19 protein-coding genes and 1 tRNA gene are annotated in these 25,553 nt (G+C 47.1%); 18 read left to right on the top strand and 2 right to left on the bottom strand.

The annotated features are described in order from the left end of the window. The first annotated feature begins 240 nt into the window (after positions 1-240). From hisH to ACTQ50_RS11080, 4 genes are read left to right on the top strand one after another with little or no spacing between them, the layout of a single operon-like run. Positions 241-858: an imidazole glycerol phosphate synthase subunit HisH gene (gene hisH, locus ACTQ50_RS11095; protein ID WP_441484260.1), complete on the top strand. Its 618-nt coding sequence runs from the start codon at positions 241-243 to the stop codon at positions 856-858. A 2-nt stretch (positions 859-860) separates the two neighbouring features. Next, on the top strand, positions 861-1,619 hold the full coding sequence (gene hisF / locus ACTQ50_RS11090) for an imidazole glycerol phosphate synthase subunit HisF (RefSeq protein WP_441484259.1): 759 nt from the start codon (positions 861-863) through the stop codon (positions 1,617-1,619). A 35-nt stretch (positions 1,620-1,654) separates the two neighbouring features. Further along, positions 1,655-2,341 carry a uracil-DNA glycosylase gene (gene ung / locus ACTQ50_RS11085; protein ID WP_441484258.1) on the top strand — a complete coding sequence of 229 codons (687 nt, stop codon included), beginning with the start codon at positions 1,655-1,657 and terminating at the stop codon, positions 2,339-2,341. A gap of 3 nt (positions 2,342-2,344) precedes the next feature. Then, positions 2,345-3,964 (top strand): putative polysaccharide biosynthesis protein, encoded by a 1,620-nt coding sequence (locus ACTQ50_RS11080; RefSeq protein WP_441484257.1) that lies wholly within the window; start codon positions 2,345-2,347, stop codon positions 3,962-3,964. A 357-nt stretch (positions 3,965-4,321) separates the two neighbouring features. Here the strand turns inward: ACTQ50_RS11080 and ACTQ50_RS11075 are convergent, their stop codons facing one another. Then, on the bottom strand, positions 4,322-8,569 hold the full coding sequence (locus ACTQ50_RS11075; protein WP_441484256.1) for an acyl-CoA dehydratase activase-related protein: 4,248 nt from the start codon (positions 8,567-8,569) through the stop codon (positions 4,322-4,324). A 320-nt stretch (positions 8,570-8,889) separates the two neighbouring features. Between ACTQ50_RS11075 and tgt the strand changes: the two genes are divergently transcribed. The 7 genes from tgt (at position 8,890) to ACTQ50_RS11040 (ending at position 17,762) form a co-directional block, all read left to right on the top strand. Further along, the gene (gene tgt, locus ACTQ50_RS11070; RefSeq protein ID WP_441484255.1) at positions 8,890-10,047 is read left to right on the top strand and encodes a tRNA guanosine(34) transglycosylase Tgt; all 1,158 of its coding nucleotides are present in this window, start codon (positions 8,890-8,892) and stop codon (positions 10,045-10,047) included. A gap of 167 nt (positions 10,048-10,214) precedes the next feature. After that, positions 10,215-10,514, top strand: a complete 300-nt coding sequence (gene yajC / locus ACTQ50_RS11065) for a preprotein translocase subunit YajC (RefSeq protein WP_118584184.1) — start codon at positions 10,215-10,217, stop codon at positions 10,512-10,514. 309 nt (positions 10,515-10,823) lie between these two features. Next, the gene (leuB, locus tag ACTQ50_RS11060; RefSeq protein WP_204453591.1) at positions 10,824-11,906 is read left to right on the top strand and encodes a 3-isopropylmalate dehydrogenase; all 1,083 of its coding nucleotides are present in this window, start codon (positions 10,824-10,826) and stop codon (positions 11,904-11,906) included. Between the two features lie 242 nt (positions 11,907-12,148). Beyond that, a complete protein-coding gene (ilvD, locus tag ACTQ50_RS11055) occupies positions 12,149-13,822 on the top strand; it encodes a dihydroxy-acid dehydratase (protein ID WP_441484254.1) in 1,674 nt (557 codons plus the stop codon). 21 nt (positions 13,823-13,843) lie between these two features. Then, positions 13,844-15,520, top strand: coding sequence for a biosynthetic-type acetolactate synthase large subunit (gene ilvB, locus ACTQ50_RS11050; RefSeq protein WP_441484253.1), 1,677 nt, complete (start codon positions 13,844-13,846; stop codon positions 15,518-15,520). Beyond that, positions 15,517-16,599 (top strand): 3-phosphoserine/phosphohydroxythreonine transaminase, encoded by a 1,083-nt coding sequence (serC, locus tag ACTQ50_RS11045; RefSeq protein ID WP_148461832.1) that lies wholly within the window; start codon positions 15,517-15,519, stop codon positions 16,597-16,599. The genes ilvB and serC overlap by 4 nt, the downstream gene beginning before the upstream one ends. Continuing rightward, positions 16,599-17,762 (top strand): phosphoglycerate dehydrogenase, encoded by a 1,164-nt coding sequence (locus tag ACTQ50_RS11040; RefSeq protein ID WP_441484252.1) that lies wholly within the window; start codon positions 16,599-16,601, stop codon positions 17,760-17,762. The genes serC and ACTQ50_RS11040 overlap by 1 nt, the downstream gene beginning before the upstream one ends. Before the next feature lie 278 nt (positions 17,763-18,040). Here the strand turns inward: ACTQ50_RS11040 and ACTQ50_RS11035 are convergent, their stop codons facing one another. After that, positions 18,041-19,015: a carbohydrate kinase family protein gene (locus ACTQ50_RS11035; protein WP_441484251.1), complete on the bottom strand. Its 975-nt coding sequence runs from the start codon at positions 19,013-19,015 to the stop codon at positions 18,041-18,043. 213 nt (positions 19,016-19,228) lie between these two features. Between ACTQ50_RS11035 and glgB the strand changes: the two genes are divergently transcribed. The 7 genes from glgB (at position 19,229) to ACTQ50_RS11000 (ending at position 25,509) form a co-directional block, all read left to right on the top strand. After that, positions 19,229-21,565, top strand: coding sequence for a 1,4-alpha-glucan branching enzyme (gene glgB / locus ACTQ50_RS11030; protein WP_441484250.1), 2,337 nt, complete (start codon positions 19,229-19,231; stop codon positions 21,563-21,565). Positions 21,566-21,603: 38 nt separating this feature from the next. Then, a complete protein-coding gene (locus tag ACTQ50_RS11025; protein WP_226821181.1) occupies positions 21,604-22,095 on the top strand; it encodes an ureidoglycolate lyase in 492 nt (163 codons plus the stop codon). Between the two features lie 149 nt (positions 22,096-22,244). Continuing rightward, positions 22,245-22,317, top strand: a tRNA-Thr gene (locus ACTQ50_RS11020). Positions 22,318-22,514: 197 nt separating this feature from the next. After that, positions 22,515-22,736, top strand: coding sequence for a hypothetical protein (locus tag ACTQ50_RS11015; RefSeq protein ID WP_441484249.1), 222 nt, complete (start codon positions 22,515-22,517; stop codon positions 22,734-22,736). A 114-nt stretch (positions 22,737-22,850) separates the two neighbouring features. Continuing rightward, the gene (locus tag ACTQ50_RS11010; RefSeq protein ID WP_441484248.1) at positions 22,851-23,855 is read left to right on the top strand and encodes an ABC transporter ATP-binding protein; all 1,005 of its coding nucleotides are present in this window, start codon (positions 22,851-22,853) and stop codon (positions 23,853-23,855) included. A gap of 56 nt (positions 23,856-23,911) precedes the next feature. After that, entirely contained in the window at positions 23,912-24,736 is an 825-nt protein-coding gene (locus ACTQ50_RS11005; RefSeq protein ID WP_441484276.1) for an ABC transporter permease, read from the top strand. Further along, positions 24,733-25,509: an ABC transporter permease gene (locus tag ACTQ50_RS11000; protein WP_441484247.1), complete on the top strand. Its 777-nt coding sequence runs from the start codon at positions 24,733-24,735 to the stop codon at positions 25,507-25,509. Before ACTQ50_RS11005 ends, ACTQ50_RS11000 begins: the two co-directional genes overlap by 4 nt. Positions 25,510-25,553 lie beyond the last annotated feature (44 nt).

Below are 25,553 nucleotides of genomic sequence, written 5' to 3'. Positions count from 1 at the left end.
TTTCATAAAAAAATCAGTGCTAATCAGGCAAGACAGTACAAACTAACAAAACAGGCGGCAGCAGGGAATTAGCTCTTTGCAACCGCCTGTTTTTGCGTTATACTGTAAGAATGTGAAGCCATATATTCAAAGAATATTATGGTAGTAAGAAAGATGGATGGATAAAGGATTCGCATAATGACAGAAACGTGCTGTGCATAGGATGCGCGGTATAAAATACAGACAACAGGAGGAGTCCGAATGATTGGAATTATCGACTACGACGCAGGTAATATAAAGAGTGTGGAAAAAGCCCTTCATTATCTTGGAGAGGAAACTGTTGTTTCCAGGAATCCCCAGATACTATTGAGTGCGGATAAGGTAATACTTCCAGGTGTTGGAAGCTTTGGAGACGCTATGCATAATCTGAATAAATTCGGACTTGTCCCTGTGATCAAAGAGATCGCAGGGAAGGGAACGCCGTTCCTTGGGATCTGCCTGGGACTGCAGCTGCTTTTTGAGTCCAGCGATGAGACTCCAGGAGTGGAGGGGCTTGGCCTTCTGAAAGGTAAGATCGTGAAGATTCCCCCGGCTCCCGGGCTTAAGATCCCACACATGGGCTGGAATTCCCTTCACCTTCAGAACGACGGGCGTCTGTTTAAAGGAATCCCGGAAGAAACCTATGTCTATTTTGTCCATTCCTATTATCTTCAGGCAGAAGAGCCAGAAATCGTGAAAGCGACTACAGAATATGGTGTTACCATTCATGCCTCCGTTGAAAAAGACAACCTGTTCGCCTGCCAGTTCCACCCGGAGAAGAGCAGCAAATACGGGCTGAAAATACTGGAGAACTTTGCAAAGCTTGGGAAGGAGGCATAATCATGTTTACAAAACGAATTATTCCCTGTCTGGATGTGAATAACGGTCGTGTGGTGAAAGGCGTCAATTTCGTGGACCTGAAAGACGCTGGAGATCCGGTTGAGATTGCTAAGGCCTATGACGCTGCAGGAGCAGACGAAGTGGTATTTCTTGACATTACCGCCTCCTGTGAACAGCGTGATACTGTAGTTGATATGGTTCGAAAAGTAGCAGCCAACGTATTCATTCCTTTTACAGTGGGCGGCGGAATCCGCACGGTAGATGATTTCAAAAAGCTTCTTCGTGAGGGCGCCGACAAGATCTCTGTAAACTCTGCAGCCATCGACCGTCCGGAGCTGATCCGCGAGGCAGCAGACAAATTCGGCAGCCAGTGCGTAGTTGTTGCCATTGATGCAAAACGCCGCCCTGACGGTGGCTGGAACATCTATAAACATGGCGGCCGCCTGGACACAGGTATTGACGCCATTGAATGGGCGAAGAAAGTGGAAGCCCTTGGAGCGGGAGAAATCCTTCTGACCAGCATGGACTGCGACGGTACAAAAGCCGGCTACGACATCCCCTTAACCCGCGCCGTATCCGCTGCTGTATCCATCCCCGTCATCGCCTCCGGCGGTGCCGGCACCCTGGAACACTTCTACGAAGGCCTCACCGCCGGCGGCGCCGACGCCGTCCTCGCAGCATCCCTGTTCCACTACAAAGAACTGGAAATTAGTCAAGTAAAGGATTATTTGGCAGAAAAGGGAGTTCCGGTACGAAGATAAAATAGTAAAATACAAAAGATGAGGTGACATTTAAAATGGGTCAGATATCAGGAGACTGGCAGGCAGCGCTGAAGAATGAATTTCATCAGCCCTACTACGCCAAACTATATAAAACAGTAATGGAAGAATACCGCACCAAGAAGATCTTCCCCCCGCCCCAGGACATGTTCAACGCCTTCGAATACACACCCCTGAACGATGTAAAAGTTGTAATCCTGGGCCAGGACCCCTACCATAACGACGGTCAGGCCAACGGCCTCTGCTTCTCCGTAAGAGAAGACGTAGACATCCCGCCGTCCCTGGTAAACATTTACAAAGAACTTCACAGTGATCTTGGCTGCTACATCCCAGACAATGGCTGTCTGGAAAAATGGGCAAAACAGGGCGTATTCCTTTTGAACACTGTACTCACCGTCCGTGCACACCAGGCATTCTCCCACAGAGGAATCGGCTGGGAACAATTCACAGACGCCGTTATTCAGACCCTGAATGAACAAGACCGCCCAATCGTATACCTTCTCTGGGGAAGACCTGCCCAGATGAAAAAAGCAATGCTGAACAATCCGAAGCAGTTGGTACTCACCGCTGCACATCCAAGCCCGCTGTCTGCGTCAAGAGGATTTTTCGGATGCAGGCACTTTAGCCAGACCAATGAATTTCTGGAGAAAAACGGGCTTGCCCCCATTGACTGGCAAATTGAAAATATAAAAAAGGAACAATAAGAAATGGGGAAAAAGAACGATAACACACTTGTAAAAAATGCATCCTTCCTGATGATCGCAGCATTGATCTCCAAGATCATCGGAATGCTCTATAAAAGTCCGCTTTCCAACACCCTTGGAAACAGCAGTATGGGCCTTTTCAATTATGCCCAGAACGTATACTTCATCCTGCTGATGATCGCCTCCTTCAGTATTCCGCAGGCGGTATCCAAGATCATGGCGGAAAAGCTGGCATTTAAGCGCTATAGAGATGCCCAGAAGGTATTCCACTGCGCACTTTTGTATGTAATCATAATGGGAGGTGTGGTGGCACTTTTCTGTCTCTTTGGCTCTTCCATTCTGGTACCGGAATCCATGTCCGGCGCACGCCTTGCCCTGAAAATGCTGGCGCCGACCATCTTCCTTTCCGGAATTCTGGGAACCTTCCGAGGCTACTTCCAGGCATATCGAAATATGCTTCCCACCTCACTGTCCCAGATCGTGGAGCAGTGCTTCGTAGCAGTTTTTGCAATCCTGATGTCTACAGTCATGCTGAATAAGTTCAGCGGTGCAGAGGAATCTGTGCGAAACGCCTGGGGCGCTGCCGGAGCCACAATGGGAACCGGAGCCGGAGTTGCATCTGCATTACTTTTCATGCTTTTCGTATACTGGGTAAACCGTAAAAACATCAAAAAGAGACTGGCTCGTGACACCCATTCACGGGATGAGGCTACCAGTGAAGTAATGAAAAATATTGTCCTCATTGTAATGCCGATCATACTCAGTTCTTCTATTTATAATGTAAATGGTTTTATCAACAGTTACATGTATTCCGGCATCCAGGGATTCAAGGGTATCGATCATGATACCATCACAAGCCTTTATGCAGAATATGGTTACTATATGACCTTGATCAACATTCCGCTGACTCTTGCAAGCACAGCACCTACTTCCATGATCCCGGAGGTTTCTGCCCAGTATGCCAAGAGGGATATGGACAGCGCAAGAGATAAGATCGACCGCGCTACCTGGATCAGCATGTTTATTTCCATCCCTTGTGCAGTAGGTCTGGCGGTTCTGGCAGGCCCCATCACCCGCCTTCTTTTCCCAAGAACAGAGGGTGCAGCAGCCCAGCTGATGATGCTTGGTGTGATTACCATTATCCTCAATGGAAACTCCAACATTTCCAATGGTGTACTTCAGGGAATCGGCAAGCCGAACATCCCGATGATCAATGCAGCCATTGCCCTGGTTGTGGACGTAGTTGCTATGGCAATCCTGCTTTTTGCAACAGATCTTGGCGTTTATGCCATTGTAGTGGCAATGATCATCTATGCAGTGGTAATGTGTCTCTTAAATGAGCGCGCCATGAAGCAGTACATGCAGTATAAGAATCCATGGAGAAGTGCATACCTGAATCCGCTTCTGGCTTCTGTGCCTATGGCAGTAGTAGCAGGCTTTTCCTACTACGGAATCTACAAATTGATCCATTCCAACTTTATCAGTCTTGGAATTGCAGTAGTTCTGGGCGTAATCATCTACTTCATTGTTTACCTTGCTGTAAGCAAGCCATCCGATGAACAATTTGCCATGATGCCAGGCGGCGCTTATTTGAAGAAAATTGCTGGAAAACTGCCATTCTAAAAATGCAAGAAAATAATTTTAAAGATAGGGTATATTGATTTTTTGATGTGCATATGCTATAATGCCGTTAGGCAAAAGGAAATGATATATTCAATGTAAGGCAAAAGCCCTCAGAGTTGCAGCTCTGAGGGCTTTCTTTTTGCATTTTTTCGGAATACTAACCGAGGCTAGTTGCTGTTATTTATCACTGTCTAACCATTTGATGATGTAGTGGCAGGCTCCACCAGCCGCAACAGCGATTATAAAGGAAATGATATTGTTCAATGTATGCACCCCCTTTCTGTTGCCAGTCTGGGGCAGCAACACATTAAGTATATCATGTCCATTTACAAAAAGAAATAAAATGTTACTAAAAATTTACGCGTTTTTTTCTTCCTCCGCCTTCAAATTCTTCTGCGCAGTAGAAAGCATCAATTTAATTCGGTTCAGCTGGTTAACTTCACTTGCACCCGGGTCGTAGTCGATGGCTGCAATATTCGCCTTCGGATACTGACGGCGGATCTCTTTGATAACACCCTTACCAACAATGTGGTTCGGCAGGCAGCCAAATGGCTGGATACAAACAATATTCGGAACGTCATCATGGATCAGCTCCATCATTTCACCGGTCAGGAACCAGCCTTCACCAGTCTGGTTACCCTCGGAAACAATCGGTCTTGCCATCTTTGCCAGATTACGGATATCCGCAGTGGGATGGAAGTGACGGCTCTCTGCAAGTGCCTCATTTGCAGTCTTACGAACCCAGTCAATGGCTTTAATACCCATATTTCCAAGGAACGCCTTAGATTTCTTGAATCCAAGATTCTCAACCTTGAAGTTCTGGTTGTAGAAGCAGTAGGACATAAAGTCGATCAGATCCGGAACAACCGGCTCAGCGCCTTCCGCCTCCAGAAGCTCTGCAAGATGGTTGTTTGCAGCCGGAAGGAACTTAACCAAAATCTCACCTACAATACCAACACGAGGCTTCTTTTCATCGCTGATCGGAATGGTATCAAAATCATGCACCATTTCCCGGCACATTTTCTTAAACTGGCTGTGGCTTAAGGAACTTCCGGAAACAAATGCGATCACACGTTTTTCCCAGATCTTATACTTGCGGTTTACAATACCTTTCTCCAGCTCGTATGGACGCATACGGTAAATACACTTCATCAGGATATCCCCAAATACAGCCGCATACACAACTGCCTTCACAAGTGGAAGGGTAAGCTTAAATCCAGGATTGCTCTCCAGACCGCTTAAGTTAATGGAAATAACCGGAACCTGCTCCATTCCAGCCTTCTTAAGGGCACGGCGGATAAAGGCAATATAGTTGGAAGCACGACATCCACCGCCAGTCTGGGACATGACAACAGCCGTCTTATTCAGGTCGTATTTGCCTGACAAAAGGGCGTCCATGATCTGTCCAACAACGATCAGGGAAGGATAACATGCATCATTGTTTACATATTTCAGACCTACATCAACGGCATGCTTATTATCATTTGGAAGAACCTCCAGATGATAGCCGTTTGCATTAAAGGCAGCTTCCAGAAGAGAGAAGTGCACTGGTGACATCTGCGGGCAGAGGATGGTGTAATCCTTTCGCATTTCCTTGGTGAACACAACCTTTTCAATAGAAGATGGTTTAATGTCACGGATCTTCTTCTGGGCATCCTTTGCACGAAGGGCGGCAAGAAGAGATCTGACACGGATCCTTGCTGCACCAAGGTTGTTTACCTCGTCAATCTTCAGACAGGTGTAAATCTTGCCGCTGCCATCCAGGATCTCGTAAACCTCATCTGTGGTGACCGCGTCAAGTCCGCAGCCAAAGGAGTTCAGCTGGATCAGATCCAGATCGTCTCGTGTTTTGACAAAGTTTGCGGCTGCGTACAGTCTGGAATGGTACATCCACTGGTCATTGACACGGATGGGCCGTTCAACCGGTACCAGATGGGAAACAGAATCTTCAGTGAGGACTGCCACTCCGTAGCTGTTGATCAGATCCGGGATACCATGATGGATCTCCGGGTCAATGTGGTAAGGACGTCCTGCAAGCACAATACCTCTGAGGCCGGTTTCCTTCAGATACTGAAGGGTTTCCTCGCCTTTTTTCTCAATGTCTTTATGTACGGCAGCCATTTCATCCCATGCCTTGTGAGCAGCTGCTTTCACTTCAGCAGCCGGGAGATCCGGGAAAATCTCGGTGAGCCGTTTGGTAACGATCTCCTCAGAGGTCAGGGCCAGGAACGGGTTCATAAAGGTAATGGACGGATCGTGAAGCTCGTCCACATTGTTCTTAATGTTCTCCGCATAAGAGGTAACGATCGGGCAGTTGTAATGGTTAACTGCATCCGGGAACTCGTTTCTTTCGTAAGGAATACAGGGGTAGAAAATAAACTTCACACCGTTTCGAAGCAGCCAGGTCACATGTCCGTGGGCAAGCTTGGCCGGATAACACTCGGATTCACTTGGAATAGACTCAATACCCAGCTCATAAATCTTTCTGGTAGAGGTAGGAGAAAGCACTACCTGATATTTCAGCTCTGTAAAGAAGGTGTACCAGAAAGGATAGTTCTCAAACATATTCAGAACTCGGGGAATGCCAACTTTTCCTCGTGTGGCCTTATCCGGAGAAAGAGGCTCGTAGGAGAAAAGCCGTTTGTACTTATATTCGTAAAGGTTCGGGATATGATCCTTATTCTTCTCCTTACCAATACCGCGCTCACAGCGGTTGCCGCTTACAAACTGGCGTCCGCCGGTGAATTTGTTGATGGTAAGACGGCAGTTGTTGGTACATCCGTGACAGTTCGCCATGGAGGTGGTGTATTTCAGCTCATTGATCTTGTCAATGGAAAGCATGGTAGTCTCACGGCCTTCTGCGTGGTAGCGCTCCTTGGCAATGAGGGCAGCACCGAAGGCACCCATGATTCCGGCAATGTCAGGACGAATGGCTTCACAGCCTGCAATTCGCTCAAAGCTTCGAAGAACACCGTCGTTGTAGAAGGTTCCGCCCTGTACTACAATGTGACGACCCAGCTCTTTGGCATCGGAAACCTTGATAACCTTGTAAAGGGCGTTCTTGATAACGGAGTATGCAAGACCTGCAGAAATATCAGCTACGGAAGCGCCTTCCTTCTGGGCCTGCTTTACCTTGGAGTTCATAAATACGGTACATCTTGTTCCAAGATCGATAGGATGCTCTGCAAAAAGAGCTGCCTTGGCGAAATCCTGTACGGAGTAGTTCAGAGACTTGGCGAATGTCTCAATAAAGGAACCGCATCCAGAGGAACATGCCTCGTTCAGCTGTACGCTGTCTACGGTCTGGTTGCGGATCTTGATACATTTCATATCCTGGCCGCCGATATCTACGATACAGTCAACCTCCGGATCAAAGAAAGCTGCTGCATAGTAATGGGAAACGGTCTCAACCTCGCCCTCATCCAGCAGCAGGGCAGCTTTCATCAGTGCCTCGCCGTAACCTGTGGAACAGGAAAAAGCAATGTGGGCATCCTCAGGAAGAATGCTGTAGATCTCCTGAATGGAACGAATGGCAGTCTTAAGAGGGCTTCCGTTATTATTGCTGTAGAAGGAGTAAAGCAGGGTTCCGTCCTCGCCTACAAGAGCAGTCTTGGTAGTGGTGGAACCTGCATCGATTCCCAGATAGCAGTTGCCGTGGTACTGGGAAAGATCGCCCTTCTTTACCTGGTAAGCACTCTGACGCCTGTTAAATGCCTCATAGTCCTCCTCTGTAGCAAAAAGAGGCTCCATACGCTCTACCTCGAAGTCCAGCTTAATGGAATTCTTCAGGCGGTTTGTCATATCCGTAAGAGAAACAGTGACTTCATCCTTGGCATTCATGGCAGAACCCATGGCTGCGAAAAGATGGGAATTCTCCGGTGTGATGGCGTGCTCGTCATCCAGCTTCAGGGTACGGATAAAGGCTGCCTTCAGCTGATCCAGGAAGTGAAGGGGACCGCCAAGGAAAGCAACATGTCCGCGGATCGGTTTACCGCAGGCAAGACCGGAAATGGTCTGGTTTACAACAGCCTGGAAAATGGAAGCGGAAAGGTCTTCCTTGGTAGCACCGTCGTTGATCAGGGGCTGGATATCTGTCTTGGCAAATACGCCGCAGCGGGCTGCGATTGGGTAAAGGGCCTTGTAATTCTTCGCATATTCATTCAGTCCGGTGGCGTCTGTCTGAAGCAGGGATGCCATCTGGTCAATGAAGGAACCGGTACCGCCTGCACAGATACCATTCATACGCTGCTCAATATTGCCGCCTTCGAAGTAGATGATCTTGGCATCCTCGCCGCCAAGCTCGATGGCTACGTCTGTCTGGGGTGCGATCTTCTGAAGGGAAGTGGACACTGCAATAACCTCCTGGACAAAAGGTACGCCCAGGTGATTGGCAAGGGTAAGTCCGCCGGATCCTGTGATCACCGGATGAAGGGTAAGCTCTCCAAGTTTCCCATAGGCCTTTTCCAAAAGCTCAGCCAGGGTCTCCTGAATGTTGGCGAAATGACGCTGGTAATCTGCGAAAAGCAGGGTGTCGTTTTCGTCAAGTATTGCAATTTTGACAGTGGTAGAACCAATGTCAATTCCTAATGTGTATTTATTGCTCATGTAAAAAATATGCCTCCTCGTTTGTGTACATGCTGTTTGTGCCATGTGCGTGGGACAAAAAATATCCCCAAACTTTCTTATTTATATATGTTAATGTTTCAGTGAAGATATTCCGTAATATTATACGATAAGGGAGCTTAAATGGCAATGTAAAAGTTTAACAAGGATTCTTCTTGCAAGTGTTGAATTTTCAGTGATTTCGGGCTATAATATATAAAGTTTTCTGCCATGGTTTTACACTCTTTCGTAAGTGTAAAACAAAAGATGAAGGAAAGAAATTTTTTGAAAATCAACATTTCAAATCGAGAAAGGATTCACATATGGCAAAATATACACTTATGAAAACAGAAGGCCGCGCCAAGCGTGCCCAGTTTGAAACTGTACATGGAACCATCCAGACGCCTGTGTTCATGAACGTGGGAACGGTTGGTGCCATCAAGGGTGCGGTATCTACCATGGATCTGAAGGATATCGGAACCCAGGTGCAGCTTTCCAATACCTATCATCTCCATGTAAGAACAGGAGACAAGCTGATCAAGGAGTTTGGCGGCCTTCACAAATTTATGGTCTGGGACAGACCAATCCTCACCGATTCCGGCGGTTTCCAGGTATTTTCCCTGGCTGGCCTTCGCAAGATCAAGGAAGAGGGCGTTTATTTCCAGTCTCACATTGATGGTCACAAGATCTTCATGGGACCGGAGGAGAGCATGCAGATCCAGTCCAATCTTGGATCCACCATTGCTATGGCGTTTGACGAATGTCCAAGCAGTGTGGCAAGCAGAGAATATGTGCAGGCTTCTGTAGACCGCACCACCAGATGGCTGGAACGCTGTAAGGCAGAGATGGCCAGACTGAACAGCCTGCCGGACACAGTGAACAAAGAGCAGCTGCTTTTTGGAATCAATCAGGGAGCAATCTACGAGGACATCCGTATTGCACATGCAGATACTATTTCCAAATTAGATCTGGACGGCTACGCAGTTGGCGGTCTGGCAGTAGGGGAGACCCATGAGCAGATGTATCACATTCTGGACGAAGTAGTTCCTCATCTTCCACAGGATAAACCGACCTATCTTATGGGAGTTGGTACTCCGGCAAACATTCTGGAAGGCGTTGCAAGAGGAATTGACTTCTTCGACTGTGTTTACCCAAGCCGTAACGGACGCCACGGACATGTTTACACCAATCACGGCAAACTGAACCTGTTCAATGCCAAGTACGAGCTGGATCCAAAGCCTATCGAGGAAGGCTGCCAGTGCCCGGCCTGCCAGCATTACAGCAGAGCCTACATCCGTCACCTTCTGAAAGCCAAGGAAATGCTGGGAATGCGTCTTTGTGTGCTGCATAACCTGTATTTCTATAACCACTTGATGGAAGAAATCCGGGATGCACTGGATCAGGGCAATTTTGCAGAATATAAGGAAATGCGCCTGGCTGGATTTGAAGAGGGCAAGATAAACAGCAGATATGCGAAATGATAAAATTGCAGCATGTTGCTGTGAAAGTTGTAAACAGCAGGGATTTCTGAAATAAATATAAAAAATAGCAAAACTACTTGAAGAATCGGGCTTTTTTGTGTATAGTATACTATAATGCGCTGGCAATAAAGGCAGAGCGTGAGAGTAAGATACAGGAGGATTAGCAAATGGACGCATCAAGCGGAATGAGTATGGGATTTACCATCGTATGGCTGGTTGTACTTTTCGGTATTATGTATTTTCTGATGATCAGACCTCAGAAGAAAGAGCAGAAGAGAGTACAGGCTATGCTCAGCGATATGGCTGTAGGTGACAGCATTGTAACTACAAGCGGCTTCTACGGTGTCATCATCGACATGACAGAAGAAGATGTGATCGTAGAGTTCGGTAACAACAAGAACTGCCGTATCCCTATGAGAAAACAGGCAATCGCCGAAGTTGAGAAAGCAGAGCAGGCTTCTGCTTAATCTGAAATTATTGAATGTGTAAGTGAAAGAATGGCTTCACCCCATGCGGAGTGAGGCCTTTTCTTTTGTTAAAATATGGCTTACATAGCCAGTTGAACTGCCGGAATTTATCTGACTACTGTATTTTTATACAAAAAACAGCTCGTCCCTGCATAAATCATTTCATATAAGAGGGAAAACGACAGTTTTTTACTTTAATAGGTTGAAATCTGAAAGAAAGTGCGTTATTATAATAACAATTATCCATTGGTGTCAGGCGAGACGTGAGATCCCCCACTGATATCATGAACGAAGGAGAGGAAATTTATTATGAATTACAACATTTCACTGATTCCAGGAGACGGTATCGGTCCTGAAATCGTTGCAGAAGCCAAGAAAGTTCTGGACAAAGTATGCGAGAAATACGGACATACTTTTTCTTATTCAGAAGTCCTTTTAGGCGGAGCTTCCATTGATGTACACGGAGTACCGCTTACAGACGAGGCCATCGCTACAGCGAAAGCTTCTGACGCAGTTCTTATGGGCTCCATCGGCGGAGATGCCAAGACATCCCCATGGTATAAACTGGAGCCATCCAAACGCCCGGAGGCAGGACTTCTTGCTATCCGTAAGGCGCTGAATCTTTTTGCAAACCTTCGCCCTGCATATTTATACAATGAGCTTCGTGCAGCATGCCCGCTCCGCGATGAGATCATCGGAGACGGTTTTGACATGATCATCGTACGTGAGCTTACAGGCGGTCTTTATTTCGGAGAAAGAAAGACAGTAGAAGAGAACGGCGTAAAGAAAGCAATCGATACTCTTTCCTATAATGAAAACGAGATCCGCAGAATTGCCATCAAGGCATTTGATATTGCCATGAAACGCCGCAAGAAAGTAACAAGCGTTGACAAGGCAAACGTTCTGGATTCCTCCAGACTTTGGAGAAAAGTGGTAGAAGAAGTAGCCAAGGATTACCCGGAAGTTACTCTTGAACACATGCTGGTTGACAACTGTGCAATGCAGCTGGTAAGAGATCCGAAGCAGTTCGATGTGATCCTGACGGAGAACATGTTCGGTGATATTCTTTCTGATGAGGCAAGTATGGTTACCGGTTCCATCGGAATGCTTTCCTCTGCAAGCCTGAACGAGACCAAGTTCGGTCTTTACGAGCCAAGCCATGGCTCCGCACCTGATATTGCAGGACAGAATAAGGCAAACCCCATCGCAACTATCCTTTCCGCAGCTATGATGCTTCGTTTCTCATTGGATCTGGATGAGGAAGCAAACGCAGTTGAAGCAGCTGTACAGAAGGTTCTGACTGCCGGATACCGCACAGGTGACATTATGTCTGAGGGCTGTACCCTGGTTGGAACTAAGGAAATGGGCGATTTAATTGCTAAGGAAATCTGATTGCTAAAAGATTGCCGGTCCTTCCACCCACAGTAATGTGATTCGTGAAATGGTCAGTGAACAGTATTTTAAAGCTGTTTAAATTAATTGGTATGAACCATATATCCGGGAAAACAGAAATAAACAAAATGATTTATCAGTCGCGGAAAGTATTTATCCAGGAAAGTGCATGAGTCGGGAAATATCCCTCATCTGCAACTGGATAATTTTTCCGGCTATGAAGTATAAAGGAGATACAAGTTATGAGAAGTGACGCAGTAAAGACAGGCTCACAGCAGGCACCTCACCGTTCCCTGTTTAATGCCCTTGGAATGACAAAAGAAGAAATGGAGCGCCCATTAGTAGGTATTGTTTGTTCCTACAATGAGATCGTACCAGGCCACATGAACCTGGATAAAATCGCACAGGCTGTAAAGCTTGGCGTAGCAATGGCTGGCGGAACCCCGATCATGTTCCCTGCAATCGCTGTCTGTGACGGTATTGCAATGGGACATATCGGTATGAAATATTCCCTTGTAACAAGAGACCTGATCGCAGACTCCACAGAGGCCATGGCACTGGCACACCAGTTTGACGCCCTTGTTATGATCCCCAACTGCGATAAGAACGTACCAGGACTTTTGATGGCAGCAGCTAGAATCAATGTTCCTACCGTATTTGTAAGCGGCGGCCCGATGCTGGCTGGTCACTTAAACGGACACAAGACAAGTCTTTCCAGCATGTTTGAGGCTGTTGGAGCTTACGCAGCAGGCAAACTTACAGAGGAAGGCCTGACAGAGTGCGAGAACAAAACATGTCCAACCTGCGGTTCCTGTTCCGGTATGTACACCGCAAACAGCATGAACTGCCTTACCGAAGTTCTTGGTATGGGACTGAAAGGAAACGGAACTATCCCGGCTGTATATTCTGAGCGTATCCGTCTTGCAAAACATGCAGGAATGCAGGTTATGGAAATGTACCGCCGCAACATCCGTCCAAGAGACATTATGACAAAAGAGGCAATTTTAAATGCCCTCACCGTAGATATGGCACTTGGATGCTCCACAAACAGTATGCTTCATCTTCCGGCAATCGCACATGAGATTGGCTGGGATTTCGATATCAGCTTTGCAAATGAAATCAGTGCAAAGACTCCGAACATCTGTCACCTTGCACCGGCAGGCCCGACCTACATGGAAGACCTGAACGAAGCCGGCGGTGTATACGCAGTTATGAACGAGCTGAACAAGAAGGGACTCCTTCACACAGAGTGCATGACTGTAACAGGCAAGACAGTTGGCGAGAACATCAAGGACTGTGTAAATCTGAATCCGGAAGTCATCCGCCCAATCAACAATCCATACAGCACCACAGGCGGACTTGCTGTACTTCGCGGTAACCTTGCACCAGACGGAAGTGTTGTAAAACGTTCCGCAGTTGTTGCTGAGATGATGGTTCATGAAGGACCTGCAAGAGTCTTTGACTGCGAGGAAGACGCTATCGCAGCCATCAAAGGCGGCAAGATCGTAGAGGGTGATGTTGTTGTCATCCGTTATGAGGGACCAAAAGGCGGCCCTGGAATGAGAGAAATGCTGAACCCGACCTCTGCAATCGCAGGTATGGGACTTGGTTCTTCTGTAGCCCTTATTACAGACGGACGTTTCAGCGGTGCATCCAGAGGAGCTTCCATCGGACATGTTTCACCAGAGGCAGCAGTAGGCGGCCCGATCGCTCTTGTTGAGGAAGGCGATATCATCAGCATCAACATTCCGGAGCTGAAACTGGAACTGAAGGTTTCTGATGAAGAGCTTGCAGCAAGAAAAGCAAAATGGCAGCCAAGAGAGCCGAAGGTTACCACCGGATACCTTGCAAGATATGCAGCAATGGTTACCTCCGGAAACCGCGGTGCGATCCTCGAGGTACCAAAGGCGAAATAATAATACTAGGAGGAAACAAAATTGCAGCTTACAGGAGCGGAGATCATCATAGAATGTTTACTGGAGCAAAGCGTGGATACCGTTTTCGGTTATCCAGGCGGTGCCATCCTGAACGTTTATGACGCCCTTTACCGATATAGTGACAAAATCAAACATGTACTTACTTCCCATGAGCAGGGAGCTTCCCACGCAGCAGACGGCTATGCACGTGCAACCGGCAAAGTCGGCGTGTGTCTGGCAACCTCCGGACCAGGAGCCACCAACCTGGTAACAGGAATTGCCACCGCGTGTATGGACTCTGTTCCTGTGGTAGCAATTACCTGTAACGTTGGAACTGCCCTTCTTGGAAAAGATTCTTTCCAGGAGGTTGATATCGCAGGTATTGTAATGCCTGTGACAAAACACAGCTACATTGTGAAAGATGTAACACAGCTTGCGGACACCATCCGCAAAGCCTTTATCATCGCAAAAAGCGGCCGTCCTGGCCCGGTACTTGTAGACGTACCAAAGGATGTAACCGCAGCAAAATGCGAATATATCCGTCACACCATCACAGCCGTAGAGCCCAAGGTGGACACCATCCGTCCGGAAGATGTAGACACAGCAGCACAGATGATCGCAGCAGCGAAGAAGCCATTTATCTTTGTTGGCGGCGGTGCCGTGATCGCAGATGCATCTGAAGAGGTTCGCGCACTTGCCCATAAGATCCAGGCTCCGGTCTGCGACAGCCTTATGGGAAAAGGTGCTTTTTCCGGAGAAGATGAGCTCTATACCGGCCCGGTTGGAATGCATGGAACAAAGACTTCCAACTACGCAATGTGTGAGTGTGACCTTCTGATCACTCTTGGCGCACGTTTTAGCGACCGTGTAACAGGAGATACCAAGACCTTCGCACCGAAGGCAAAGATCCTGCAGATCGATGTAGATGCAGCGGAGATCAACAAGAATATTGTAGTGGATGCCTCTGTGATCGGAGATTTGAAGGAAGTGCTGAAGCTTCTCCTCGAGAAAATCCCGGAGAAGAGCCATGAAGAGTGGGTACGGCACATTCAGGATATGAAAGAGAAATATCCGTTAAATTACGATCATTCCCAGCTTACCGGACCATATGTGATCCAGAAGCTTTATGAACTGACAGGTGGAGACGCAATTATTTCCACTGATGTTGGACAGCATCAGATGTGGGCTGCCCAGTATTTCAAATTTAAGGAGCCGAGAACCTTCCTTACATCAGGAGGGCTTGGTACCATGGGTTACGGCCTTGGTGCAGCTATCGGAGCAAAGATGGGCTGCCCGGACAAAACCGTGGTAAATATAGCAGGAGACGGCTGTTTCCGTATGAACATGAACGAGATCGCCACAGCAGTTCGCTGCGGCAAACCTCTTGTCCAGATCATCCTGAACAATCATGTGCTTGGAATGGTACGTCAGTGGCAGACTCTTTTCTATGACCACAGATATTCCCAGACCGTTTTAAACGACGGTGTGGACTTCGTGAAAGTCTCTGAGGCAATGGGAGCAAAAGCAATCCGCGTTACGAAGATGGAAGAAGTAGAGCCTGCACTTAAGATGGCGCTTTCATCAGAGGGACCGGTAGTTCTCGACTGCTGGATCGACCAGGATTTAAGCGTATATCCTATGGTTCCTGCAGGAGCAAGTTTAGATGAGGTATTTGACGAGGAGGATGTGAAGAAATGAGCAGAGTGTACAATTTTTCCGCAGGACCAGCAGTCCTTCCGGAAGAGGTGTTGAAAGAAGTCGCAGACGAGATGATGGATTACAATGGTACCGGCATGTCCGTTATGGAAATGAGCCACAGAAGTGCTGCATTCCAGGAAATCATCGACACAGCTGAGAAGGATCTTCGCGAGCTGATGAATATTCCGGACAACTACAAGGTACTTTTCCTTCAGGGCGGCGCTTCCCAGCAGTTTGCCATGATCCCTATGAACCTTATGAAAAATAAGGTGGCTGACTACATCGTAACCGGCCAGTGGGCAAAGAAAGCATACCAGGAAGCACAGAAATACGGAAAAGCAAACAAGATTGCTTCTTCCGAGGATAAGACTTTCTCCTACATTCCGGATTGCAGTGATCTGCCGATCAGCCCGGATGCAGACTATGTTTATATCTGCGAGAACAACACTATTTATGGAACCAAGTTCAAAGAACTCCCGAATACAAAGGGAAAAACACTGGTAGCGGATGTATCCTCCTGTTTCCTTTCCGAGCCTGTTGATGTAAGCAAATATGGTATTATCTACGGCGGCGTTCAGAAGAACATCGGACCGGCTGGTATGGTCATCGCCATCATCCGCGAGGATCTGATCACAGAGGACGTTCTTCCAGGAACACCTACCATGCTTACATATAAGACACATGCAGATGCAGGTTCCCTTTATAATACACCGAACGCATATTGTATCTACGTATGCGGCAAAGTTTTCAAATGGCTGAAGAAAATGGGCGGCCTGGAAGAAATGAAGAAACGCAATGAGGAGAAAGCAAAGATCCTTTACGATTTCCTTGATTCCAGCAAGCTTTTCCACGGCACTGTTGTTCCGAAAGACCGTTCCCTTATGAATGTTCCTTTCGTAACTGGTGACAAGGAGATGGATGCGAAATTTGTTGCTGAGGCTGCTAAGGCTGGTCTTGTGAACCTGAAAGGCCACAGAACCGTTGGCGGTATGAGAGCAAGCATTTACAATGCAATGCCGAAGGCTGGCGTGGAAGCGCTGGTTGCATTCATGAAAAAGTTTGAGGAGGAAAATGCGTAATGTTTCAGTATCATTGCCTGAATCCCATTGCCCAGAAAGGCCTGGACATTTTTGATGAAAATTACAAAAAAGCATATACTCTGGATGACTGCCAGGCAGTTCTTGTAAGAAGTGCCAAAATGCATGACATGGAGCTTCCGGAAAGCGTTGCTGTGATCGCACGTGCTGGTGCCGGTGTCAATAACATTCCGGTGAAGGAGTGTGCAGAGAAAGGTATTGTTGTATTTAATACTCCTGGAGCCAATGCAAATGGTGTAAAGGAGCTGGTTCTTGCTGGGATGCTTCTTGCTTCCCGTGATATCGTTGGCGGTATTGAGTGGGTACAGCGGGAAAAAGACCAGGAGGACATTGATAAGCTTGCTGAGAAGCAGAAGAAGCAGTTTGCAGGCTGCGAGATCATGGGCAAAAAGCTTGGTATCATCGGCCTTGGAGCTATCGGAAGTATGGTGGCAAATGCAGCAGCTTCCCTTGGCATGGAGGTTTATGGTTATGACCCATATATTTCCATTGACGCTGCATGGAATCTCTCCCGTACCATTAAGCACAGCAAGAGCTTAGATGAGATCTACAGCAAATGTGATTATATTACCGTTCATGTTCCGCTTCTGGATTCTACCAAGAAGATGATCAATAAAGAAGCTTTTGAGAAGATGAAGGACGGTGTTGTGCTTCTGAACTTTGCACGTGATCTTCTGGTGGATGAGGATGCTCTTATTGAGGCACTGGACAGCGGTAAGGTGAAGAAGTATGTAACGGACTTTGCCAACCATACCGTTGCAGGCCATGAGGGCATTCTGGTGACTCCTCATCTCGGAGCTTCCACAGAGGAGTCTGAGGAGAACTGTGCAGTTATGGCTGTGAAGGAGGTTCGTGATTTCCTTGAGAATGGTAATATCAAGAACTCCGTAAACTTCCCGAACTGTGATATGGGTACCTGTGTGGCTGTTGGACGTATCGCCATCACCCACAAGAACATCCCGAACATGATCAGCCAGCTGACCAAGATCCTTGGTGCTGAGGGACTGAACATTGCGGATATGACCAACAAGAGTAAAGGGGAGTTCGCCTATACTCTGATCGATCTGGAGAGTGCGGCTTCTGCAGAAGCACTGGATGCGCTGAAAGCGATTGAGGGCGTTTCTAAGGTTCGAGTGGTAAAATAAATAAGAATATTCAAGGCGGACGATTTCCCCGGTGTGAACGGTTTCAGACAACGTCGAATTTGGGGATTTTGCTCCGCCGCTTATTGATAGCCAGGTATGCAAACTCGCCTAAAGGCTCAGACAGTGCATACCTGGCTATCGCTATGCTCACAAAATCCCCAAATTCGACTAACTGTCTTCAACCGTTCACACCGGGGAAATCTGGCTATATAAAAAACAGAGACTACCGATTTAAGAAATCAGTTGCCTCTGTTTTTTTATATAGATTAAGAGTAAGTTTATCTACCGCTCTTTGCAATAAATTCCTCAACTTCTTCGCGGGTTGGCATGACACGAAGGGCTCCCTTGCGGGTTGTAATGAGGGATGCGCCTGCGTTGGCGAAGGTGAGCATTTCCATCAGGTTCTCGTCAGCGAGGTCTTTCAGGCCGTGGTCGAGAACGTAGTTCAGGATGCTGGCGCAGAAGGTGTCTCCGGCACCGGTGGTCTCGATGGTATTCTCCTGAAGGAACGGGGCACATTCTACGCGGCGTCCCTTGTAGTAAGCGCGGCTTCCGTCTTTACCCAGGGTAATGAGAACCAGCGGAATGTGGTATTTCTCTTCGATGAGGGCAGCGCCCTTGTCATAGTCTGTGGTATCGAAGAGGAATTCTACCTCGTTGTCAGAAATCTTCAGAACGTCACACTTGGTAAGACCGTACTCAATCTCTTTACGGGCATCCTCAAGGGATTTCCACAGCGGAGGACGAAGGTTTGGATCAAAGGTGATGATACAGCCCGCGTCTTTGGCCACATGGATGGCGTGACGGGTGGCTTCCCTTACACCTGGATGAGTGGAAGAGAGGGTTCCGAAATGGAAAATACGGGAATCACGGATCAGATCGTCCGGTACCTCATCCATGGTCAGCATCATGTCAGCACCAGGGTTGCGGTAGAAGGAGAAATCTCTGTCTCCATCCGGATAGGTGTGGACAAATGCCAGTGTGGTATGTACTTCCTCGTCCATAATAAGAGCCCTGGTATCAATTCCAACTTCTTCCACAGCGGCCTTCAGCTGGTTTCCGAACATGTCCTTTCCAACTTTTCCGATAAAAGCGGTCTTCTTGCCAAGACGCTCCAGCATTGCCAGAACGTTACATGGAGCACCGCCAGGATTGGCTTCCATAATTGGGTTGCCCTGTGCGCTGGTGCCATTCTCTGTAAAATCAATAAGAAGCTCGCCAAGTGCAGTCACGTCATAGTTTCGATTGCTCATTGAAAAATCCTCCTTAGATGTTTTCAAAAATATATACCAATAATTTAACGCAGCAGGGGATATTTGTCAAACAAATTCCTTTTCTTTCTGGTAGAAAAATGGTAAAATAGTAGCAAATATAAGGTTGGGCTTCTGGAAAATTATAACAATAATGGCATTTTTATCTGGAAAGACTGACAATCCGTGAATGTTGGCGGGGAAATGGAGAGGCTTATGAGTAAAACAGTATATGATTATATGGACTGGCCAGGAATTGAAGCGGTTGTATACGGGGAAGAGACAGCGCCCAGGGATGTGATGGGACCAAGACTGACACCGGACGGTGTGCTGATACAGGGATTTTTCCCAGAGGCCAGAAGCGCGGTTGTGGCTGTGGGACGTAAGAAATATGAGATGGAGCTGGAAGACGAAGCCGGTTATTATGCAGTTCTGATCCCAGGAAGAAAGATCCCGGATTATGAATTTCAGGTAGAGCTTGAGAAGGAGACGAAGAAATTCAAGGACGCTTACGCATTTGGAGGACTTCTTACAGAGGAAGATGAGAGAGCTTTTCTGGGCGGCGTTTATTATGAGGCCTATAAGAAAATGGGAGCACATCCTATGACCATGGATGGCGTAGCAGGTACCCATTTCGCAGTGTGGGCGCCAAATGCCATCCGGGTAAGTGTGGTTGGAGAATTCAACAACTGGGATGGAAGGGTGCTTCCCATGCACAAGATGCCCATGTCCGGTATTTTTGAACTGTTTGTGCCAGGGGTGAAGCCAGGAGCTGCTTACCGCTATGAGATCAAGGCGAAGGGGGATGTGATCCTTCAGAAAGCGGATCCTTATGGAAACAGAACCCAGCCGGCACCAGTATGGAATTCTGTTGTGGCAGAGGTGGCCGGTTTCCAGTGGACAGATGGGAAATGGATGGCTGACCGTAAGAAATACGATGACCGGAAGCAGCCTGTTTCCATTTATGAGACAAGCCTTGGACAGTGGAAAGAGGGAAAAGAACTGATCGCTTTTGCGAAGGAGCAGGGTTACACCCATGTGGAGCTTCATCCGGTTATGGAGTTTCTGGAGGAGGATTCAGACGGATATCCCACTTCCGCCTATTTTGCAGTAAGCACACGTTATGGTACACTGGCAGAATTTGCAGCGCTGGTGGACGGACTTCACAGAGAGGAAATCGGTGTGATCCTGGACTGGTCACCGGCCCAGTTTCCAAGGTATGCAGGGGGACTGGAGAAATTTGACGGAACACCACTTTATGAGGTGAAGGAGCCGAATATGGCGGTTCACCCAATGTGGGGAACCATGCTTTACAATTATGACAGCCCTATGGTAAAGGATTTCCTGATCTCCAATGCCTGCTTCTGGCTGGAAGTTTTCCATGTGGACGGGCTTCGTATGGATGATGTGGATGCCATGCTTTACCTGGACTATGGCAGAAAAGACGGATGGACACCGAATTTGTATGGCTCTAATGAGAACCTCCATGCCATTGAGTTTTTGAAGCATCTGAATTCCATTGTGAAAAAGCGTGATCCAGGTGCACTTCTGATCGCCCAGGAGGATGGCCTTTGGCCGGAGCTTACAGACAGCGTGGAGAATGACCACATTGGTTTTGATTATAAATGGAGCGGCGGATGGACAAGGGATTTCCTGTTTTATCTGTCCGTAGATCCGATTTTGCGGAAGAATTACCATGACCAGCTGACGTTGTCCACCTTATACGCCTATTCCGAGCATTATATCCTGACTTTTGGAAGCAGAGATGTGGGAAGCCTTGAGGCGTTTATGGCGAAGCTTCCAGGGGATGAGAAGCAGAAGCTGGCACAGGTAAAAGCGGCTTATTCCTATATGATGGTTCATCCTGGCTGCAAGATGATGGCGCCGGGAGCAGAGATGCCGGAGGGGCTCTCGAAATGCATTCAGGCATTGAATGCCATTTATAAGAGCTCACCAGCCCTTTATCAGATGGATGATGAATACGATGGATTTGAGTGGATCCAGCTGATGAAATACGAGGAGAACGTGATCACATTCCTCCGAAAGACAGAGAAGCCAGAAGAGACTTTGCTTGTAATCTGCAATTTCGCCGCAGTTCCCCACGAGAATTACCAGGTGGGCGTGCCTTTTGCAGGAAAATATAAAGAGATCTTTAATAGCGACGCAGCAGAATTCGGCGGCGAAGGCGTAGTAAACGCCCGCGCAAAAAGTGCCAAAGCAGAAGAGTTCGACGAACGCGAGCACTCCATTAAAGTAAAACTTCCAGCACTGGGGGTAAGTATTTTCAGCTGTACTCCAGGGAAGACACCAGCTAAGAAGAAAGTGACAGCAGCAAAAGCTGTGAAAACCACGAAAGACAAGAATGCAGGAAAACTGGTAAAGGCTGCGAGAACGAAAGTTGCAAAGAAAGTGGAAGCAGCCACAGAAAAAGCAGCTAAGAAAACAGAAATTGTAGAAAAGAAAGCTGCTACAAATAAGCCAGTAAAGGAAGAAAAATCTGCAAAGGCAGAAGAAGCTGTCAAGGCAGAGAAAAAAGAGAAAGCAATAAAATAATATAAAAATGGGGAAACAAAAACAGGAGGTTTTTACAAATGAAAGAAATTCAGGCAATAAAGATTAACACCGCAGATTTTGCACCATATGGAAGCTTTTATTCTATGACAGAGCCAGAGGGATATCCGCTGCAGGGTGAGATTCATAAATTTTACCCAGACCGCATTTCAGGAACCTGTGTCGGCAGCATGGGCTTTTCTCCGATCGCGGTGAAAAAAGATGACCGCGTTGTAAAGATGGCTGAGTATCACACCACAACCTGGGAGGGAATCGTAGCTTTGGACGATGATATGATCATCCATGTTGCCCCGGCTTCCGGAGGAACTCCGGTTCCGGAACTTACCAAGGCTTTCATTGTTCCAAAGGGCTGTATGGTAAAAATCAACCAGGCAATCTGGCATTTATGTCCACTGCCAGTACATAACGAAGTCCTTCACGCCATGATCATTCTTCCGGAATGTACCTATGCAAACGACTGTACAGTTGTGGAATTTCCAGAGAAGGACTGGTTTAAAATAAAGGTTATGTAAAGCTTGGGAATATTACCTTTGAAAAGGAAACAAGAGATTACCTGAGAAAATGCAAAGAAAACTCAAGTTAAATATTTCTTGACAAATTCCCGTATATAAACTAAAATAATTTTTGTGTCTGGCAGATGATTCCATTTGCCAGATCATAAGCTGGAATAGCTCAGTCGGTAGAGCACTTCACTCGTAATGAAGGGGTCGTGAGTTCGAGTCTCATTTCCAGCTTTTTCTTATAGGAGAAAATTTTTTGCAAGGGAGCAGAGCCATTTGGAGTCTGCTCCTAATTTATTAAATGAAAAAATATGTCATCAATGGGAAAATAATTGTTTTCAAATGGTTCATTCTATGATAGAATACACCTTGATTGCAAACAAAGGGTTACTGGTCAGGATGTGATCAGTAACACAAAGGAGACGAGGTATATGTCAGGTTATTCTGCCCCAGGCTTTTTTGAAAAGAAAATAGAGCGTGAGACCGCGGCGCGTGTTGCGGCTTTTTTAGGCGGGCTTGGAAGAGGCTCTGAGAATCTTGGAGCTACCGGGGTGCGTTCTGACTGGATGGAGCAGGACGGACCTGCTTTTGGTGTACCTTGTTTCGAAAAAATGTATGAGAATACGGGTTACCGATATAGCAATATGCAGTAAATGCACCGCATAGACATGTATAGTGTTTATGCAGAAGCATTTCTCTATATAAAGCTGGTAGGTATCCCGTGTTTTTTTTCGTAAATTTGAAATCACACAGAGAGGAGGGGACAAATGTCTGACTCATTTCTTGAATTAAAAGATCTGAAAAAAAGTTTTACTCCAGGAGAATATGTCCTTCAGGGGATTAACTTAAAAATAGAGCAAGGCGAATTCGTCACATTACTTGGTTCATCCGGCTGCGGCAAGACCACCACTCTCCGCATTATCGCTGGCCTGGAACAGCCAGACAGCGGAAGTGTATGGCTGGAGGGCAAGGATGTGACGAATCTGGAGCCAAATGAAAGAGACGTAAATACGGTATTTCAGAATTACGCTCTTTTTCCCCATATGAACGTGGCGGACAATATCGGATATGGCTTGAAAATACGAAAAGTGTCAAAAGCGGATATCAAGAAAAAGGTAAAGGAAATGCTGGAGCTGGTGCAGCTGGAGGGGTATGAGAAACGGAAACCTGCCGAGTTATCCGGTGGACAGAAGCAGCGGGTGGCAATTGCAAGAGCACTGGCAAATAATCCCCGGGTACTGCTTCTGGATGAGCCGCTTGGAGCTTTGGATCTGCAGCTTCGCAGGGCCATGCAGCTGGAATTAAAGCGCCTGCAGAAGAAGCTGGGAATTACCTTTATCTATATCACTCATGATCAGGAAGAGGCCATCAACATGTCTGACCGGATTGTGGTCATGAACCAGGGACGTTTTGAGCAGATCGGCACTCCGGATGAAATCTACAACCACCCGAAAACCAGTTATGTGGCAACTTTTGTGGGAAATGCCAATATCCTGAAAGGCGAGCTTGTGGGTATGGATGGAACAGTGGCAATTCGAAGTGAGAACATAATATTGGATGAAAATTGTAAACAGGGCTATTCGGCAGTGGTAAAGGAGAAAAATTTTGCTGCGGGACAGCTAAGAGTATTGCTAGTCTTGCCAGACGGAACAGAAATCACAGCCAGCCGATTCGGCATGAATGCAAATATTCAGCCAGGCCAGCAGATAAACTGGTACTTTGATCTGAAGAATGCTGTTATAGTAGACAATGCAAAAGGAGAAAGACTGTGAGGGGCAAAATAAGCCGGAGCAAATCTTCGGCGAAGCACACTCACGCTACCATCGGCATGATCCTGCCGCTATACATTTTTACCTTGATTTTCGTGGCATGTCCCCTCCTGTACATGGTGGCTCTAAGCTTTGCCACCCCAGGAGAAATCCACGGCGTACAGTGGATCTTTACCCTGGATAATTACCGGAAGATCCTGGAACCGGTGTACCTGAACACCTTCGCCCAGTCCTTCCAGTTAGCCATTACAAGCACCCTTTTTATCACCCTGATCGGCTACCCATTTGGCTACTTCATTGCGAAATTACCAACAGGAGGCAAAAAGAAAGCCATGCTTCTCCTCATGCTTCCATTCTGGGTAAATTCCCTGATCCGTTTATACGGCTGGATCATCATCCTCCAGAAAAAAGGTCTTCTGAACTTTGTTCTGAAAAAGCTTGGCCTGATCCAGAAGCCGCTGAAAATCATGTACAGCTATCCGGCAATCGTCATTGGCATGATTTATGTCCTTCTGCCGTTTATGATCCTGTCGGTGTATTCCAGCGCAGAAAAACTGGACTGGTCACTGGTAGAAGCTGCCCGTGATCTGGGAGCCAGTAAGGCGAAGGCTTTTTGGACAGTAAGCTTTAAGCTGACACTGCCGGGACTTTTGTCCGGTGTGATCCTTACCTTTATTCCCTCCATGGGACTGTTTTTCATAGCAGATATCCTGGGCGGAAACAAGGTGGTGTTGGTCGGAAGCCTGATCCAGGATCAGATGACCAGGGGAAATAACTGGCCCTTCGCGGCAGCCCTGGCGGTGATCATGATGATCCTTACCACTTTGATGATCTTGCTGTACCGCAAGGTTACAAATGCGAAAGAAGTGGAGGGGCTGGGATGAAAAAGAGTACACGTTTTGAAAAAATATATTTGGGGTTGATCTTTTTCTTAATGTACCTCCCCGTAGCTGTAGTCATTATCTTCTCCTTCAATGAATCCAAGCTTCCCGTACGTCTCACCGGATTTTCCCTCCAGTGGTACGAAAAGCTGTTCGCAGACAGCGCCATGATGGAAGCCCTGGTAAACAGCCTGATCCTTGGGGTGGCCAGCTGCGCAGTATCTGCAGTGATCGGAACCCTGGGCGCTGTTGGTCTGTCACGGATCCATTGGAAAACAAAAGGCGCATTGGAGTACATCTCCATTTTGCCCCTTATGATACCGGAAATCATTCTGGGTATGGTGCTGATGGCATTTTTCTATATGCTGAACCTGCCCTTTGGAATGCTTACCTTGCTCATCGGGCACACGGTATTTTGCATTCCGTATATATTGATGGAAGTAAAAGCAAGGCTTGTGGGCATGGATCCTTCCCTTGAGGAAGCCGCCCGGGACCTTGGAGCCACTTCCGTGAGAGCCTTTCTTGACATCACGCTGCCGCTGATCATGCCAGCTGTGGCGTCTGGCTCATTACTTGCCTTTGCCATGTCCATGGATGACGTGGTAATCAGTATTTTTATTAACGGTCCGAGGCTGTCCACCTTGCCAATCAAGGTGTACACTCAGATAAAAACCGGTGTCACGCCGGAAATCAATGCCCTGTGTACGATTATGCTGGCTTTTACAGTGGTGATTCTTCTTATTTATTCTCTTATAAAGAAATTAAGAAGAAATTAGTACAGTAAACAATAAGTAAACGTTATTATAACAGATACTTAATT

Source organism: Blautia sp. Sow4_E7 (genome assembly GCF_052116245.1).
Lineage (GTDB): Bacteria > Bacillota > Clostridia > Lachnospirales > Lachnospiraceae > Blautia_A.
The sequence above is the reverse complement of the archived record's forward strand: the minus strand, read 5'-3'. Positions and strand labels throughout refer to the sequence as shown.

Excerpts from the sequence above, each read along its gene's own strand:
- hisH (WP_441484260.1), top strand. The coding sequence starts at position 241 with ATGATTGGAATTATCGACTACGACGCAGGTAATATAAAGAGTGTGGAA.
- hisF (WP_441484259.1), top strand. The coding sequence starts at position 861 with ATGTTTACAAAACGAATTATTCCCTGTCTGGATGTGAATAACGGTCGT.
- ung (WP_441484258.1), top strand. The coding sequence starts at position 1,655 with ATGGGTCAGATATCAGGAGACTGGCAGGCAGCGCTGAAGAATGAATTT.
- ACTQ50_RS11080 (WP_441484257.1), top strand. The coding sequence starts at position 2,345 with ATGGGGAAAAAGAACGATAACACACTTGTAAAAAATGCATCCTTCCTG.
- ACTQ50_RS11075 (WP_441484256.1), bottom strand. The coding sequence starts at position 8,569 with ATGAGCAATAAATACACATTAGGAATTGACATTGGTTCTACCACTGTC.
- tgt (WP_441484255.1), top strand. The coding sequence starts at position 8,890 with ATGGCAAAATATACACTTATGAAAACAGAAGGCCGCGCCAAGCGTGCC.
- yajC (WP_118584184.1), top strand. The coding sequence starts at position 10,215 with ATGGACGCATCAAGCGGAATGAGTATGGGATTTACCATCGTATGGCTG.
- leuB (WP_204453591.1), top strand. The coding sequence starts at position 10,824 with ATGAATTACAACATTTCACTGATTCCAGGAGACGGTATCGGTCCTGAA.
- ilvD (WP_441484254.1), top strand. The coding sequence starts at position 12,149 with ATGAGAAGTGACGCAGTAAAGACAGGCTCACAGCAGGCACCTCACCGT.
- serC (WP_148461832.1), top strand. The coding sequence starts at position 15,517 with ATGAGCAGAGTGTACAATTTTTCCGCAGGACCAGCAGTCCTTCCGGAA.
- ACTQ50_RS11040 (WP_441484252.1), top strand. The coding sequence starts at position 16,599 with ATGTTTCAGTATCATTGCCTGAATCCCATTGCCCAGAAAGGCCTGGAC.
- ACTQ50_RS11035 (WP_441484251.1), bottom strand. The coding sequence starts at position 19,015 with ATGAGCAATCGAAACTATGACGTGACTGCACTTGGCGAGCTTCTTATT.
- glgB (WP_441484250.1), top strand. The coding sequence starts at position 19,229 with ATGAGTAAAACAGTATATGATTATATGGACTGGCCAGGAATTGAAGCG.
- ACTQ50_RS11025 (WP_226821181.1), top strand. The coding sequence starts at position 21,604 with ATGAAAGAAATTCAGGCAATAAAGATTAACACCGCAGATTTTGCACCA.
- ACTQ50_RS11015 (WP_441484249.1), top strand. The coding sequence starts at position 22,515 with ATGTCAGGTTATTCTGCCCCAGGCTTTTTTGAAAAGAAAATAGAGCGT.
- ACTQ50_RS11010 (WP_441484248.1), top strand. The coding sequence starts at position 22,851 with ATGTCTGACTCATTTCTTGAATTAAAAGATCTGAAAAAAAGTTTTACT.
- ACTQ50_RS11005 (WP_441484276.1), top strand. The coding sequence starts at position 23,912 with ATGATCCTGCCGCTATACATTTTTACCTTGATTTTCGTGGCATGTCCC.
- ACTQ50_RS11000 (WP_441484247.1), top strand. The coding sequence starts at position 24,733 with ATGAAAAAGAGTACACGTTTTGAAAAAATATATTTGGGGTTGATCTTT.